Here is a 16,005-nt window from a genome sequence, read left to right on the forward strand (position 1 = left end):
GGCCCGTCGCTTGAACAGGGGCGGCGCAATGCCGCCCCTGCCGCTTTGATGGTCACTCACCCAGGGTGGCCCTACTCGCGCGGATCGATCTGATCCAGCACCCGGTTCGCCGTGACTTCCGCCAGCATGATGCTGTTGGAGATGCCCAGCAACGCATGACGCGACCCACCGTCCAGATGATCGACCAACTGGTGGACCATCACATCGACCGAGGCCAGCGTCTCGACCAGGTACACCATCAGGGTTTCGGCCGTGGCCTCGGGGTCGACGCTGAACAGGCTGCAGGGCGTGCGCGGCGTGGCCTTGATGTCGGCGATCGAGGGGACGTGAAGGTCGAGGGTGGTTTCGTCTGAAGAGGTCGGATGGGTGTCCGGGGGATTGGGTGAAGGCTTGATCATGTTCGGTCTCCAAAAACGTGGAGCCGTCATCACTTGCGACTAAACAAGGGGTGGCAGCTGTACGCAGGTTAGTCGACCGGGGAGTACCAAACCGGCGCGCCCGAAGGCGCCCTGCGCACAGCTACCATGAAATGCAGGCATTGACATGACCTGACTATCCAGATGCAGATGCGCTTCGATACACCACAGGGCGACTAAACCCGATCACTGATGCGCAGTGACGCGAACCAAGTTACCGAGCAGCCCCGAGGCGCACAAGCCGGCGGATTCTGGCGTAACCGTAGGCAACGACGCAAGGTCCTGTAGCTTTCAGGAAGTGAGTTGTAGGGCGCTTCAACAAGCCCCTGAATGTTCCGCCTGGCTCATAAGACAATGTTTTTAATGCCGGGCATCAGTCTAAACTCAGATCCCCAGTCGTGCTCCGCAGGAGAGGTCCGAGTGACCATGCAGCCAACCATCAAACTGCTCGATCAGCCCACCAAATATGTGTTCTTCACCGGCAAGGGCGGGGTTGGCAAAACGTCGGTCTCCACGGCGGTGTCCATCGCGTTGGCGGACGCAGGCAAGAACGTGCTTCTGGTGAGCACGGACGCCGCCTCGAACCTTGATGAGATGCTCGGCATCGAGCTGAGCAATCAGCCTGTCGCGGTGCCGGACGTGCCTGGCATGTTTGTGCTCAACATTGACCCCGCAACCGCAGCCACCGACTACCGAGCCAGAGTGGTCGAGCAAATGGGCTCGCAAGCCAGCGATCAAGACATTGCGCTGGTGCGTGAGCAACTCTCGGGGGCCTGCACGACCGAAATCGCCACCTTCGATGAGTTCTCCCACCTCTTGTCGCAAGGCGGCGCAGCCTATGACCATGTCGTCTTCGATACCGCTCCCACAGGGCACACGCTCAGGCTGTTGAGCCTGCCCAAAGCGTGGAGCGGATTTCTGGAAGGCAATGATCGTGGGGCGTCCTGTCTGGGGCCGCACTCGGGTTTGAAAATGCAGGAGCAGCTGTTCAATCAGGCTTTGGCTGCGCTCAATGACCCTGCCCTGACCACCGTCGTGCTCGTGGCCCGGCCCGATAAAGGCGCGCTCGCCGAAGCGGCGCGCTCCTGCGAAGAACTCCGTGAGTTGGGTCTGGAAAATCAGCGTCTGGTCGTGAACGCCGTGTTCAAACGCAGCGACTTGAATGACCCGATTGCTGCCGCCATCGAGGCCATTGGCCAACAGGCGCTCGACGAGATGCCCGCTTCGCTGCGCCCGCTGGCCGTCGACTACATTCCCCTCAAGGCTGTGGATTCCGTTGGCTTGCCCGCGCTGCGCGGGCTGCTTGACCCGCAGCCTGCCCGGTCAACAAGCCCGGCATCCCAAGCGCCATCACACCTCGAATATCACGGGCTCTCGGAACTGGTTGCCGAGCTTGCCAAGGACGAGCGCGGGCTGATCATGGTCATGGGCAAAGGTGGCGTTGGCAAAACCACCATTGCCGCCGCCATCGCGTTAGGCCTGGTCCAGCGCGGCAAATCCGTGCATTTGAGTACGACCGACCCTGCGGCGCATCTGGCGGTGACCCTCAACGCCGATGTGCAGGGACTCAGCGTCGGCCGCATCGACCCCAAGCTCGAAACCCAAAAATACGTGGACAAGATCGTAGCGTCCCGCGCGCCGACCTTGACCGAAGATGAGACAGCCTTGCTCATTGAGGATCTGCGCTCCCCCTGCACCGAAGAGGTTGCCGTTTTCCATGCGTTTTCCCGCGTGGTTGCTCAAGCCAGAACCTCGTTCGTGGTGCTGGACACCGCCCCCACCGGACACTCGCTGCTGCTGATGGATGCCACTGGCGCCTATCACCGCCAGATGGTTCGGGCGTTCGAAGGCAAGACCTCGGACCACATCGTCACGCCCTTGATGCGCCTGCAGGATGCGCACTACAGCAAAATCATCCTGGTGACGCTGCCCGAAGCCACGCCCGTGTCTCAGGCCGCAGCGCTGCAGGATGACTTGCGCCGGGCCAACATCGAACCCTTTGCGTGGGTGGTCAACAAGTCGCTACTGGCCACGGACACCCAAGACCCGTTGTTGCGAGCGCGACTGGAGAGCGAGCGCAAACAGATGGCGCGCGTCGCCGACCAAACCCGGCATGCAGTCATCGTTGTGCCCTGGACGGCAGAGCCGCCTGTGGGCGTCGCGGCGCTCACGCGCCTGTTGGATTGAAACGCCAGTATCGGCTCGACGCCTTGCCTTTAATGAAAGAAAGACCGAGCTAAAAAAACTGCCGTCGCGCCTAGCCCCTGGACCATTCGAATGCCGATGCCCGGCGGCACGCCGAGGTGGCAGGTCGCGGCAAGGATGTCTTTTATGCAGAACACACAGATAGACAGGCTGGGGCAGGTTCGACCTGCCTGTACCGATCACCCATGGATGAACGCCGGCTGATCACATCGAGGGTCACCATCGCCAAGGCGTCATCCAAAGGTCAGATATGGATTTCAGCGGTCTTGAGGCCCAGATCTCGAAGTTCGGCGATCAAGTCATCCAGATGTCCGAAAGACTCGACCTCTTCATTGTCATCAACCAAAAAATAACTCCTCCCGGCGTCCTTCTTGAAGAATACGATCCACTCTTTGGGATTGGTCGGGTTTGCGATCAAGTGGGTGTCAAAGGTTACGCCTTCGGCATGTTTGCTTTTCACAGCTTTGCGATTCATGTCTGTCACCACGCTACGCGCTTTCTCAAAATTCTCTATATGCAGTGTATGCCCGCTCAGGTCCGTCCGAGCTTTTACAGGCCACATCTCCAGCCGTACGAAGCAGTGGTTCCAAGGTATTTAAATTATCACTGCATGTTAATATTATGCACATGCATCCACTGAGGAGCTAGCCGTGATTGCGATAGGTGAGGCATGGAAGGCGGGGTTGTTGGGTCGAAAGCACTGGCTCCGCAACCTGGTGTCTGGCGTGATAGTCGGGATCGTCGCACTCCCCCTGGCCATGGCGTTTGCCATTGCCTCTGGCGTCAAGCCTGAACAAGGCATCTACACCGCAATCATTGGCGGCCTGCTGGTTTCGCTCTTTGGGGGGAGCCGCTTGCAGATTGCAGGGCCAACAGGTGCGTTCATCGTGATTCTGGCGGGCGTCACGGCCAAGCATGGGGTTGACGGCCTGCAAATCGCTACGATGATGGCGGGCGCCATGCTGTTACTGCTCGGGGTCGCCCGGCTCGGAGCAATCATCAAGTTTATCCCCGATCCAGTGATCGTCGGATTCACCGCCGGCATCGGCGTGATCATCTGGGTCGGACAGTGGAAAGACTTTTTCGGCTTACCGGCGATCAGTGGAGAGCACTTCCATGAAAAGCTCTGGCATTTGCTACAGGCGCTCCCGGATCTTCATATAGCCACTACCCTGCTGGCCGCACTCAGTCTGTTCCTGGTCGTCACCGCGTCCAAAATTCCCGGCCTCAAACGGGTGCCTGGCCCGCTGGTCGCAATGACGGTCGCTACGGCGATACAGTCAGCCTTTCATTTCGAGGGAGTGGCCACGATTGGCAGCGCATTTGGTGGCATACCTCAAGGTCTTCCAGCGTTAAGCCTGCCTGAAATCACGCTCTCTCGCGTCATCGATTTGATTGGTCCGGCTTTCACTATCGCCATGCTGGGAGCAATCGAATCGCTTCTGTCTGCAATGGTGGCCGATGGCATGGCGGGCACCAAGCATGATTCCAATCAGGAACTGATCGGTCAGGGGATTGCCAATCTGGTCACGCCATTGTTTGGCGGCTTCGCAGCGACCGGAGCCATTGCCCGTACTGCCACCAACATCCGTAACGGCGGCACAAGCCCGCTGGCCGGCATTACGCACGCGGTCACCCTGGTGTTCATTATTCTGTTTCTGGCACCCCTGGCTGCAAACATCCCGATGTGCGCCCTGGCCGCCATTCTTTTCGTGGTCGCATACAACATGAGCGAGTTGAAACATTTCAAGCGCATGGTCCAGCGAGCCCCGCGCGCAGACGTGTCTATTCTGCTCATCACCTTCAGCCTCACAGTGTTCAGTGACTTGGTGATCGCCGTAAATATCGGTGTCATTCTTGCCATGCTGCATTTCATGCGGCGCATGGCTTCATCCGTGGAGGTGCAACAGGTCGTCGAGCACGAGTTTGAAGAAGAGCTGAGAGCCAATGGCCATGCGCACTTGCCGCCAGGGATACTGATCTACACGATTGAAGGGCCACTGTTCTTTGCTGCGGCCGAGACCTTCGAGCGAGTGCTGGCACAGACCCATACAGACCCACGTCTGTTGATTATCCGCCTGAAGCGCGTGCCGTTTATGGATATCACGGGCTTGCAAGTGCTGGAGGAAGTCATCCAGCAGCTGCACAAGCGCAATATCGTGGTAAAGCTTTGCGAGGCGAATACGAAGGTGCTCGGCAAGCTCGACAGGGTGGGTATCCTGCAAGACATTGGCCCGGAGCATTACCACGCCGACTTCAACACCGCGCTGGCCAAAGCGGTCAGTCACGTTGAGGGTACGTCGACCCTCTAGAGACTAACGGCCAGTTTGGGTCATGACTTGGTACTGGCGGCATGCTTGCTCTTGGTCGTATAGCTGGCGCCGTGAGTGGCCAGATAGTCACGAATCAGTTGCCGGACAACCTGCGAAGACGTCAGGTCTTGTGCCGCACAGAGTTCCTCGAACGCTTTTTTCTTGACGGGATCAATGAGCACGGTCAGGCGCGCAGTCTTGCTTTCCATGGGGTATTCAATCGCTCGAGTCGCTGGATGTTAATCAAATTGTAATTGCCTTGTTCTGTGCTGTCACTGTACTGGCAGCCTGTTGCCTGGCACCTCGACGTTACTCACAAGAAAAGACCGGGCTGTCAGGGCCGTTTGCTGCCCGTCGCTTGACCACGTTTTGACGTCGAGGTCGCGATTGACCACCCATCCCCTTGCTCTCTTGTCTATCCGTTTACTGATGTGGATCAGATGCCCCACCCTGCCGGCTCCTATGCTCGAATTGACCCCTCGGTGTCGAGATGAGCCCAAATGAACAAATCAAGCCTGATCGGACGGTGCTTGTTGGCAGGCATCATCCTGCTGGTCACCAGTTTCGCGCTACCGGCCAATGCCGGGCCCCATGGCGGTGGACATGGCGGTCATGGCGGGGACGCCGGATGGTGGGGCCTGGGCATTGGTTTGGGCCTGGGCTGGGAAGCTGCGCACGTCTTCAACCCGTATTACTACCCCGCCTACCCGGTTTATTACTATCCGGCCCCGCCGGTGTACTACTACCAGGCCAGCCCACCACCAGTGATGGTTGCCCCACCTCCCGGGACTGCGGCTTCAGCGCCACCCGCCCCTCCCCCCGCCGCCAACTGGTACTACTGCGATTCCGCCCGAGGCTACTACCCGAATGTGCGCCAGTGCCCCGAAGGGTGGCGCATGATTCCAGCCGTCCCGCCTGGGCCGATACACTGAGTGATTGATCCGGTATGCCGCCTGTGGGCGTCGCAGCGTTCACGCGCCTGCTGGATTGAAGCGCCGGCATCGGCTCGACGCCCTGCCTCTATTGGAGAAAGACCGTGCTAAAAACGGCCATCGCCTTAACAGTGCTCTGGACGCTGGCTGCAAACCTGCACGCTCAGACCCTCGACCATTCGCATGCCGACGCCCAGCGGCAAGCCGAGGTGGCAGGTCGCGGCAAGGATGTCATGCCGTTCAGCCTCGCAGCGACAACCCATGTCTTCAGCAAAACCGCCGAAGGCGGCATTCAGCAAGTCGTCGCCAAAACGCCGGAAGATGCGACACAAGTGCAGTTGGTTCGCCAGCACCTCCAGGAAATCCAGCAGCGGTTTCTCAAAGGTGATTTTTCAGGCCCGGCGCACATCCATGGCCAGGACATGCCCGGCCTCGCGGAACTGAAAGCCGCCAAGCCCGGACAAATCGAGATCGACTACAGCGACATTGAAGGCGGCGCCCAATTGCTCTTCAAGACCTCCGATCCAGCCTTGATAGCGGCGCTCCACCAGTGGTTTGACGCCCAGCTTTCCGACCATGGCAAGGACGCGATGGAGGGCGACGCACATCATGGCGAGATGATGAACAGGTGAGGGATGAATTGCGGGTAGCGATCGGCCAGGAGCGGACAGTCACTTTGATTCGCCTCCAGCGATGGACAACCCCTCGGTTACCTCAGTTTGAACGCTGGTTTATCGCCGGATTGGCGCACTTCTACACCAACAATATAGCCTCATGAAATCCATCGAACTCTGAGCGGGTCCGGCTTAACATGGACGTCGGTTCAACAGGAAGGCTGCAATGGATCTGAAGTTCAGTCACGTAGATGTACTGGTCAATAATCTCGAAGAGGCCTGTGCTTACTACGCACAGATACTCAATGCCAGGATCTCCAAAACGCTCGTTTGGGAACGAGGTGATCTGCACGTGCGCTACGCGATTGCGCTGATCGGTCAGGAGCGTTTCATGTTGGTACAGCCATTGGCGGGGAACCTGAGGGAGCTATTGGACTCCTCGGGAGAAGGGATGATTTATCGCCACTGCTATTCGACGCCGGACATCGAGAAGGCCTACGACGAACTGATGGTCGCCGGTGTTCAGCCAGAAGACGAAAACGGAAAGCCATTGGCCCGCGCGAACCTGCAATCCCCGTCCGGGACACGCATTATCTGGTTGCCCAAGCGCTTCGGGCACTTCTCTATCGAAATCCTGGAAGACAAGGCGTTAGAAGCATTTATAGAAGCTGCATTTTCCTGAATGCTGCGGCGATGAACGTCTGCTTGCGGCCATTTATTGCCTGGCGCCACCGTCCGCTCTGAGTCGGCTGCCGCCCTTCTTAACGGGTCGTTATCGACCGAACGTAAGGAGGTTGGAACCTTTAAGGCCCCCCCTCCCACAACTCAGCAGCCACCTGCGAGCATTGCCACGTCCATTAATCGACCTGATGATGCCCATCGCTCGACAGATGTCGCCATTCAATCCCGAGCAATCTTGTCATTTGCCAGGGCTTAGGGCAGGGTCGATACCACTGATATCTCTGCCAAAGGAGTCATCCATGTCAAAGCTCTATCCCAGTATCGATCCCGAGGGGCTGGTCGAGTACTCAGTGGTCTATACCGACCGCTCGCTCAACCACATGTCGCAGTCATTTCAAGGCGTGATGAAGAACATCTCCAGGACCCTGAAACAGGTCTACAACGCCCAGGCTGTTGCGGTGGTCCCGGGCAGCGGCACATTCGGCATGGAAGCGGTGGCGCGACAGTTTGCCACCGGCCAGCAATGCCTGGTGATACGCAACGGCTGGTTCAGTTATCGCTGGAGCCAGATCCTGGAGATGGGCAACATCCCGGCGGCCACCACAGTGCTGAAAGCCCGACCGGTCGACACGGGTCGCCAGGCTGCCTATGCCCCACCCCCTCTGGACGAAGTGCTGGCAGCCATTGCGGCGCAGAAGCCGCAGATTGTCTTCGCCCCCCACGTTGAAACCTCATCAGGGATTATCCTGCCCGACGACTACCTGCGGGCCGTCGGCGACGCCGTGCACGCGGTGGGTGGCCTGTTCGTGCTGGACTGCATCGCCTCAGGCACGCTTTGGGTTGATATGCACAAATGCGCAGTCGACCTGCTGATCAGCGCACCGCAGAAAGGCTGGAGCGCCTCCCCTTGCTGCGCCCTGGTGATGTTCAGCTCTTTGGCCCTCGAACGCATCGAGCAGACGCAGAGCAGCAGCTTCGCCTGCGACCTGAAAAAGTGGCTTCAGATCATGCAGGCCTACGAACAGGGCGGACATGCCTACCATGCGACCATGCCCAGCGATTCCCTCGCGCGGTTTAACGAAGTGATGAAAGAGACGCAAGCCTACGGTTTCGACAAGGTCCGCGGCGAACAACAGGCGCTGGGCGATCGGGTGCGCGCCATGTTGACCGGCAAAGGCATCAAAAGCGTGGCCGCAGCCGGCTTTCAGGCCCCCGGCGTAGTGGTGAGCTACACCGATGATGCCGACATCAAGAGTGGCAAGAAATTTGCCAACCACGGCCTGCAGATCGCCGCAGGCGTGCCGTTGCAATGCGACGAACCGGCCGACTTCCAGACGTTCCGCATCGGCCTGTTCGGACTCGAAAAGCTGCACAACATCGAGCGCACGGTCAGCACCCTCGAGCAGGCACTGGACGAGGTGATGGGTGACTAAACCCTCATCTTGCCCGCAGCACATACCGAACGTGTGAACGCCAGGAAGGCCTCCTGCCCTGGGCACTGCCGGCCCAGGGCGCTGACCTTCGACGAATATGACGCGGGTCGCCCGGGACGTCATGTTTGGAACCATAAGGGAAAGCGCTTGCTCGCAATGGCATCGACTCAATTTTCCGATTTGTCCCAAATCTTTCTTGTCGGTTGCCGATGTTTTGTTGATTTTTAAGCTTGCTGAAACGTTTCATCAAGTCTATAAAAATGGCACAACTCCAAGAAAGGCTGCTGCCATGATTCCGCTTAAACTCTTTGTTGCCTTCAGCGCACTGTCCGCTGCCTCCCACGCCATGGCCTGGGATTACGTTCTGCTCGACACCGACAAAGCCGCCCAGAACTGGCAGATCACCAGCCAGCAACTCGGCGTACAAACCGACAAACCCTTCAGTGTCACCCTGCGCACCTTGCACGGCGGTCGGCAGGAGGGCGTCAGCATCGTCGACATCGATAACGGCACGATGAAACTCTCGGTAGTGCCGACTCGCGGAATGAACGTCTTGCAGGCCTCGGTCGGCAATGTGCGCATGGGCTGGGATTCGCCGGTCAAGGAAGTGGTCAATCCGTCCTTTATCGAACTCAATGGCCGCGGTGGTCTGGGCTGGCTGGAAGGTTTCAATGAACTGGTCACCCGCTGCGGATACGAATGGGTCGGCCACCCCGGCGTCGACAACGGCGAACTGCTGACCCTGCACGGTCGGGCCGCCAACATTCCTGCGAACACAGTCACCCTGCACATCGATGAAAAACCACCGTACGCCATCACCCTGCGCGGTGAACTGAAAGAGCAGGCGTTCAAGAAGGTCGACTTCTCCGTCGCGACCGAACTGGTCACCGAACCCGGCAGCGTTGTGTTCGCCCTCAACGACACCCTGACCAACAACGGTGACTATCCGAAGGAATATCAGGCGCTGTATCACAGTAACTTCAGCACCCCGTTCCTGGAGCAGGGTGCTCGTTTCGCCGCGCCGGTGAAACAGGTGTCGCCATTCAACGACAAGGCCAAGGGCGATCTGCCCGACTGGCAAACCTACCGCGCACCGACCAAGGACTACGACGAAACGGTTTACAACGTGGTGCCGTATGCCGATGCCAAGGGCGATACGTTGACCGTGTTGCATAACAAGGCCGGCAGCCTGGGTGTTTCGGTCGGTTTCAACACTCAGACACTGCCCGTGTTTTCCCTATGGAAAAACACCGATACCCAAGGCCAGGGCTATGTCACGGGGCTGGAGCCGGGGACAAGTTTTTCCTACAACCGCCGTTATCAGCGGCCACTGAACCTGGTACCGACCATTGGGCCGAAGGAACACAAGCAATTCCGCATCAGCTACAGCTTGTTGGCGGATAAGGCGGCAGTGGATAAGGCCTTGAAGCAGGTGAGCGAGATTCAGGGTGGGCGGGAGACTGAGGTGCGGCAGACGCCGTTGGTTGATCTGACCAAGGGGTGACACCGGCTGGATCATTGAAAAAGGGGGACTGATTTTATTTCTGTAAAATAAATCTGCCCCCCTTTTTCTGTTCAGCAAGTCGTCGCCAGGACGCCGGAGGATGCGATGGAAGGCGACACACCTCATGGCGACATGATGAACAGGTGAAGATGAATGGCAGCTAGCAATCGGCCAGAAACCGCCTCGCACATTGCTGTTCAGACTGTTTTACACGTCAACCAGGCACCCCAGAACAGGCTGCTGAAAAAACGGGTAGCGTCCCCGAAACCCGCGTCATGTAAAAGCTTCTGAACCGCCGCCTCAGAATGTGGAGGGTCAGCGCCTTGAAGAATTTTACCAAGCTTGACTTTCACTTCGTCCGGGCTGGCTCCGTGCTGCCGCCAGCGTTGCCCCCAGGCAGCGAGGAGTAACGGCTGGCTGGCATAGGCATATTGATTGCCGGCGACAATCAGTGGAGCTCCCGGTTTCAGACGAGCCCGAATGGACCGTAAAATTTGTTCTTTGGCATCATCCCCATCGAGATGATGGAGTACACCGATCAAAGTGGCTGCGTCGTAGGACTCATCGGCCGCCAAGTCTTCAACGTGCCCAAGATGCAGGTCCGTTCTTTCAAGCAAGCTGTTCACGGCTAACTGCTGTTTCGCGGTTTCAAGCATCGGCCCAGATGGATCAACGGCGGTGAAACGCCAGCCCGGCTCAAGCGCGGCCATCGCGATGATCTCCTGCGCCGTACCGCCAGCACCGACTACCAGTATTTTTGCCGAGCCCATATTGCCAAGGCTTGCCGCGAGCATGCACGCCGCCAAGTCCTGACAGGCGTCATAACCTGCCAGTGCGATACGGCTCTGTCGTCCGTACTCATTGGCCCGTGTGTTATCAAACTTTTCAGCTGAGTTGAGTGGTAATGATTTCAAGGCGGTTCTCCATGTCCTTGAAACAACTTAGGCCATAAAAAGCGATAATAAAAATTCATTAATTTTATATATTGCATTCCTATTTGGAATACATAACCGCTCTGGCACTCGCCCACGCTGCGGCAGCATCAAGCGATGCTAGCCATAGAGCCGCTTTCCGAAAAAGGGGAGCTTTTTCTGAAGCTAATCCTTAGCTCTCGGATGTTTGATCGTCCAAGGCGGCGGCGCAACGCTTGAGCAACTCGCGAAGAAGCTCGATTTCTTCAGCTGACAGCGTGGAGAGCATTTGCTGTTCCACTGCGTCAGCAGCTTTCGCGCCGTCGGCGACTGCCTTCTGACCAGTCGCCGTAAGCTCGGTCATGATCACCCGGCCGTGCTTGGGGTGCGGGCTACGCGTGATCAGGCCTCCACGCTCAAGATTGACGAGGATCGCCTGCATGGTCTGCGGCGTCACAAACGCCGCACGAGCCAACTCGGCATTGGAGATTTGCGGATTACCGGCGACGGCAAGTAAAACTGCGTTCTGCGGCGCCGTGATGCCGAGCTGTGCAAGTTCGGCGTCCAGGCGCTGCCTCAATCGATGTTGGGTGATTTTCAGGTTGTAGCCAATCCAGTCACCCCCTTTCCGAGGCACGAGCTTCGGCTTTGACATATCAGGACCCTTATATTATTGTCAGGTCCCTTATATTGATTGATGGACGCTGATATGACAACTCCAATCGGACCTGACTTTATCGCCTTGCAAGTGCGCAACCTCGCGGCATCCCGCACGTTCTACCTGGAGATTTTCGGTTTCGAGGCGTCGGCACACTGTCCTCCCGGAGCAGCGATTTTCAAGACCGAGCCGATTCCGCTGGCGCTGCGGGAGCCAATCCATGCACTTCCGGAAACGGGTCCGCTCGGTATCGGCATGGTGCTGTGGATTGCGTGTACCGACGCGGATGTCCTGCACGACCTCATTCTCAAGCGAGGCGGAGTGATCCTGAGCCCGCTCGCAGACGGCCCATTCGGTCGCTTCTTTGTGGCCAGGGATCCCGATGGCTACGCGATCACCTTTCATACGGCGCGGACCTGAACGCCCTTCGCGTTCAGCGGGTAAACCTGCTATGCGGGTCTGTTGTGAAGTACGAGAAGGAACATTCGCAACAGACCGCTTTTGGGCCGATGCCAGCCTTTCGTGAAGGGCAAGGTCGTGGTTACGATCAAATGACTACGCTGCCTGTCGTTGAGTCGACCGCAGAGGCTGAGCAGCGTTTGCCGCTTCAATCTCCGCAGCGTTCACCAGGAAACAGCCGCAGTCCTCGAATGTCGCGAATTTCGCACGTCAGCCACCACGTCCCGACCCGGGCAATCGGCGTTCCCGCGATCGCCCTTGTCATGAAATGAAAATTCGCTGTCGTGCGATGTGAAATGGCCGCCCCCGTTGCCCCCTAGAGTCGGTGCAAAACAACAAGACCGGACACGAGGGCCGACATGAGCAGATCCACCCGAACGAGCGAGACCGAAACCCCCACCCCGCGCCCCCCGGCGACCGGCCGAAAGCGTCGACCGCGCAAGGATGGCGATCTCCCGGACAACAGCCGGCAACAAGAGTTGATCGGCACGGCTGCCGATCAGACCCTGGCAGGCAATCCGCTGGTCAGCGTGCGCGCGGCAGATCTGGCCGGCTCGGCGGGCTACCTGCTCAAGGCCGTGGCCAAGTCGCCGCTCAAGGCGGGCGCTCATCTGGGTGGCTACCTGAAGGAACTGCGCGGCATCGTTGGCGGCAATTCCAGCATCGCGCCGGACCCGAAGGACAAGCGCTTCGCCGATCCGGCCTGGCAATCCAACGCCTTCCTGCGCGCCTTGCTGCAGAGCTACCTGGCCGGCCAAAGTGAGCTGACCCGCTTCATCGAGTCCACCGACCTGGCCCCGCTGGAAAAGAGCCAGGCGCGGTTCGTGGCAGCGCTCCTGGCCGATGCAGTGGCACCGAGCAACTCGCCGCTGACCAATCCGGTGGCGCTGCGCAAGCTGGTGGACACCGGAGGCATGAGCCTGGCCAGGGGCATCCGCCAGTTCGGCGAGGATATGCTGACCAACCGTGGGCTGCCGAGACAGGTCGACAGCACGCCATTCAAAGTGGGGGAAAACATCGCCACGGCCAAGGGCGCCGTGGTGTTTCGCAACGAGATGTTCGAGCTGCTGCAGTTCGCCCCCACCACCGCAAATATCTACGCTCGGCCGCTGGTGATGTCGCCGCCGCAAATCAACAAGTACTACGCCATCGACCTGTCGCCGGAGAAAAGCCTGATCCAGTGGATCCAGGACAGCGGCGTGAACCTCTTCGTCATCAGCTGGCGCAACCCCACCCGCGAGCATCGCGACTGGGGCTTGTCCGATTACGCGCTGTGCCTCGACCAGGCGGTGGACGTGGCGCGCAGGATCACCGGTAGCCCGGATGTGAACATGTGGGGTTCCTGCTCGGGCGGCATCACCCTGGCGGCCTACCTGGGCTGGCTGGCGGCCCGTGGCGAAGGTCACAAGGTGGCCAATACCAGCTGGGCCGTGTGCGTACTCGACATGCCCTCGGCGCTGGACGACACCACCCTGGGGCTGTTCACCACCCCGTCCGCCCTGCGCGCAGCCAAGGCCAGCTCCCGGCGCAAGGGCGTGCTGAGCGGCCAGGGCATGGCCCGCATGTTCGCCTGGATGCGGCCCAACGACCTGATCTGGAACTACTGGGTCAACAACTACCTGCTGGGCAACAAGCCGCCGGCCTTCGACATCCTGGCCTGGAACAACGACACCACCCGCCTGCCCGCCCAACTGCACGCGGACTACCTCGACCTGATCCAGCAGAACCCCTACAGCAACCCCGGCACCCTGGAGATTGCCGGTGAATCGATCGACATGACCCAGGTGCAGGTGGGTGCCTACGTGGTAGGCGGGACCACCGATCACATCACCCCCTGGCAAGGGTGCTATGGGACCGCGCGGCTGTTTGGCAAGGACACGACCTACGTGCTGTCCAACGCCGGTCACCTGCAGAGCCTGGTGAACCCGCCCGGCAACCCCAAGTCGTTCTACTACGCGGCGCCTGCCGACGCCGAGACCCCGGACACCTGGCTGCAAAACGCCGGGGAGCGCCAGCCAGGCAGTTGGTGGCCGCATTGGCGCGAATGGATCGGGCAGCGCTCGGGCGATAGCCGGCCGGCGCCGAAGAAGCTCGGCTCGCGCAAGTACCCGCCCCTCTGCCCTGCCCCCGGCACCTATGTCATGGAGCGATAACGCCAATCTGTTGCAGGAACGTCAGGTTGTCCTCCAGGTGCCAGTTCTCGGCAATCCTGCCATCGGCGATGCGGTAGATGTCGGTGGCAATGAAATTCACCGCCTGGCCCTGGCCTTTCACACCGTTGAACGTGCCGGTGAAGTGCCCGGTGAAACGCAGGAACGACACTACCCGATCGCCGCTGACGATCATCTGCTGCACTTCGCAGTTCAGGTCGGGCACGGCCGCGTGGAACGCCGTGGACGCCGCCAGGGGCCCGGCGATGCCCTGTGCCCGTCCCGGCGGCAAGGCGCGGTCCATGAAGTCGGGTGCCAGTGCCAGGCGGGCCAGGGCCGGATCGCCGGACGACCAGAACGTTGCGTAACGCCGTGCCGCGAGGGTCTGCGCCTGGACCTGTTCAGGTTGGGCGCCGGGATCGGCAATCAGCACCTTGGGGGTAACCAGCGTGGGTTCTGCGGCGACTGTCTGCTGGCCCAGAACCGTAGCAGTGACAGCGGCGGCCAACAGGCCAGTGATCAACGAGCGCATGGGGTTTCTTCCTTGGTGATGGCGGGGTAATCGCTGTAGCCCTTGGCCGTGCCGCCGAACAGCGTGGCGGGATCAAGCGGGGCCAAAGGCAGGTCCTGCGCCAGGCGCAGTGGCAAATCCGGATTGGCGACAAAGGGTCTGCCGAACGCCACGAGGTCGGCATAGCCCTGGCCGATCACCCACTCGGCGCGCGCCCGGTCGTAGTTGCCGGCGACGATGATCGGGCGAGTGAAAAGCTGGCGGATCGCCTGACGGAACGACTCGGTGAACACCGGTGCATCGTCCCAGTCCGCTTCGACCAGATGCAGATAGCCGATGCCCTTGGCCTGCAGGTACTCGGCCGCTTCGAGTATGGTCGGGAGGATGTCCGGGCAGGCCATGCCACGGGCGGTCAGAAAGGGGGCCAGGCGGATCGCCGTGCGTTCGGCCCCGACTTCATCGCTGACCGCATCGACCACTTCCTTGAGAAAGCGCAGGCGGTTGCTGCGCGAGCCGCCGTATTCATCGGTCCGCGTATTGGAGGTGGTGCGCAGGAACTGATCCACCAGATAACCGTTGGCGCCATGGATCTCCACGCCATCGAAACCGGCCCGGATTGCCCGACGTGCGGCCTGACGGAAGTCGTCGACAATCTGTGCGATCTCGGCCTTGGTCAGCGCCCGAGGCGTCGGGCTATCGAACATGCCCCCCTGCCCCGTGACCGGGTCGACTTTCCAGATCTGTCCTTCGAAGGGTTCGGCGGACGGCGCCACTGGCAGTGCGCCCTGATGGAAGTCCGGATGGGACAAGCGCCCCACGTGCCACAGTTGCAGGAAGATGCGACCGCCCTGGGCATGCACCGCCTCGGTCACGCCCTGCCAGCCTTCCACTTGCGCTTCAGTGTGGATGCCGGGGGTAAAGGAATAACCCTTGCCCTGAGGGGATATCTGCGCCGCCTCGGTCACGATCAAGGCCGCCGATGCACGCTGCGCGTAGTACTGCGCGTTGAGGCTGTTGGGGATGTCGCCGGGCTGGCTGCTGCGCGCCCGGGTCATGGGTGCCATCACTACCCGGTGAGGGGCATTGAGGCCGGCGAAGGCAATGGGTTCAAACAACGTTGAAGGGGTCGTCATGGTGAGCGTTCCTGAGCCAAATGAAGTGGATGGACTCAGTCTGCGACTACTGATCGAATTTGATAATTAGGCTAATCTTTGATGGA

16 protein-coding genes are annotated in these 16,005 nt (G+C 59.8%); 9 read left to right on the forward strand and 7 right to left on the reverse strand.

All coding sequences use genetic code 11. The features are described 5' to 3' along the window. Positions 1 to 71: 71 nt before the first annotated feature. Positions 72 to 398 (reverse strand): hypothetical protein, encoded by a 327-nt coding sequence (locus JQF37_RS15450; RefSeq protein WP_130207059.1) that lies wholly within the window; start codon positions 396 to 398, stop codon positions 72 to 74. A gap of 348 nt (positions 399 to 746) precedes the next feature. Between JQF37_RS15450 and arsA the strand changes: the two genes are divergently transcribed. Next, on the forward strand, positions 747 to 2,603 hold the full coding sequence (gene arsA / locus JQF37_RS15455) for an arsenical pump-driving ATPase (protein ID WP_223272676.1): 1,857 nt from the start codon (positions 747 to 749) through the stop codon (positions 2,601 to 2,603). Positions 2,604 to 2,865: 262 nt separating this feature from the next. Here arsA and JQF37_RS15460 read toward each other — a convergent pair whose 3' ends face one another. After that, complete coding sequence (locus JQF37_RS15460; RefSeq protein ID WP_047538824.1) at positions 2,866 to 3,096, reverse strand: hypothetical protein; 231 nt, start codon at positions 3,094 to 3,096, stop codon at positions 2,866 to 2,868. Positions 3,097 to 3,271: 175 nt separating this feature from the next. On the opposite strand from JQF37_RS15460, the gene JQF37_RS15465 reads away from it, so the two are divergent. Next, the gene (locus tag JQF37_RS15465) at positions 3,272 to 4,933 is read left to right on the forward strand and encodes a SulP family inorganic anion transporter (protein ID WP_130207057.1); all 1,662 of its coding nucleotides are present in this window, start codon (positions 3,272 to 3,274) and stop codon (positions 4,931 to 4,933) included. A 20-nt stretch (positions 4,934 to 4,953) separates the two neighbouring features. Here the strand turns inward: JQF37_RS15465 and JQF37_RS15470 are convergent, their stop codons facing one another. Next, positions 4,954 to 5,142 carry a ribbon-helix-helix protein, CopG family gene (locus tag JQF37_RS15470; protein WP_130207055.1) on the reverse strand — a complete coding sequence of 63 codons (189 nt, stop codon included), beginning with the start codon at positions 5,140 to 5,142 and terminating at the stop codon, positions 4,954 to 4,956. Between the two features lie 291 nt (positions 5,143 to 5,433). On the opposite strand from JQF37_RS15470, the gene JQF37_RS15475 reads away from it, so the two are divergent. From JQF37_RS15475 to JQF37_RS15495, 5 genes are all read left to right on the forward strand, one after another. Continuing rightward, positions 5,434 to 5,865, forward strand: coding sequence for a hypothetical protein (locus JQF37_RS15475; RefSeq protein WP_198132773.1), 432 nt, complete (start codon positions 5,434 to 5,436; stop codon positions 5,863 to 5,865). A gap of 104 nt (positions 5,866 to 5,969) precedes the next feature. Continuing rightward, positions 5,970 to 6,497 (forward strand): aspartate carbamoyltransferase, encoded by a 528-nt coding sequence (locus JQF37_RS15480; RefSeq protein ID WP_130211111.1) that lies wholly within the window; start codon positions 5,970 to 5,972, stop codon positions 6,495 to 6,497. 208 nt (positions 6,498 to 6,705) lie between these two features. After that, positions 6,706 to 7,161, forward strand: a complete 456-nt coding sequence (locus JQF37_RS15485; protein WP_130211112.1) for a VOC family protein — start codon at positions 6,706 to 6,708, stop codon at positions 7,159 to 7,161. A 298-nt stretch (positions 7,162 to 7,459) separates the two neighbouring features. Continuing rightward, a complete protein-coding gene (locus tag JQF37_RS15490; RefSeq protein ID WP_130211113.1) occupies positions 7,460 to 8,593 on the forward strand; it encodes an aminotransferase class V-fold PLP-dependent enzyme in 1,134 nt (377 codons plus the stop codon). Positions 8,594 to 8,882: 289 nt separating this feature from the next. Further along, positions 8,883 to 10,097 (forward strand): aldose 1-epimerase family protein, encoded by a 1,215-nt coding sequence (locus tag JQF37_RS15495; RefSeq protein WP_130211114.1) that lies wholly within the window; start codon positions 8,883 to 8,885, stop codon positions 10,095 to 10,097. Positions 10,098 to 10,294: 197 nt separating this feature from the next. Here JQF37_RS15495 and JQF37_RS15500 read toward each other — a convergent pair whose 3' ends face one another. Continuing rightward, positions 10,295 to 11,011, reverse strand: coding sequence for a class I SAM-dependent methyltransferase (locus tag JQF37_RS15500; RefSeq protein WP_130211115.1), 717 nt, complete (start codon positions 11,009 to 11,011; stop codon positions 10,295 to 10,297). 190 nt (positions 11,012 to 11,201) lie between these two features. Continuing rightward, a complete protein-coding gene (locus tag JQF37_RS15505) occupies positions 11,202 to 11,663 on the reverse strand; it encodes a MarR family transcriptional regulator (RefSeq protein WP_130211116.1) in 462 nt (153 codons plus the stop codon). 54 nt (positions 11,664 to 11,717) lie between these two features. On the opposite strand from JQF37_RS15505, the gene JQF37_RS15510 reads away from it, so the two are divergent. Then, a complete protein-coding gene (locus tag JQF37_RS15510; protein ID WP_130211117.1) occupies positions 11,718 to 12,086 on the forward strand; it encodes a VOC family protein in 369 nt (122 codons plus the stop codon). 398 nt (positions 12,087 to 12,484) lie between these two features. Next, on the forward strand, positions 12,485 to 14,278 hold the full coding sequence (locus JQF37_RS15515; protein WP_204149693.1) for an alpha/beta fold hydrolase: 1,794 nt from the start codon (positions 12,485 to 12,487) through the stop codon (positions 14,276 to 14,278). On the opposite strand, the gene JQF37_RS15520 is transcribed toward JQF37_RS15515, so the two are convergent. Continuing rightward, positions 14,265 to 14,807 (reverse strand): ester cyclase, encoded by a 543-nt coding sequence (locus tag JQF37_RS15520; RefSeq protein WP_130211118.1) that lies wholly within the window; start codon positions 14,805 to 14,807, stop codon positions 14,265 to 14,267. The genes JQF37_RS15515 and JQF37_RS15520 overlap by 14 nt on opposite strands. After that, a complete protein-coding gene (locus JQF37_RS15525) occupies positions 14,795 to 15,919 on the reverse strand; it encodes an alkene reductase (RefSeq protein ID WP_130211119.1) in 1,125 nt (374 codons plus the stop codon). Before JQF37_RS15525 ends, JQF37_RS15520 begins: the two co-directional genes overlap by 13 nt. Positions 15,920 to 16,005: the final 86 nt, after the last annotated feature.

The organism is Pseudomonas sp. MIL9, from assembly GCF_016887925.1.
In the GTDB taxonomy this organism is placed as follows: Bacteria; Pseudomonadota; Gammaproteobacteria; order Pseudomonadales; family Pseudomonadaceae; genus Aquipseudomonas; species Aquipseudomonas mohnii.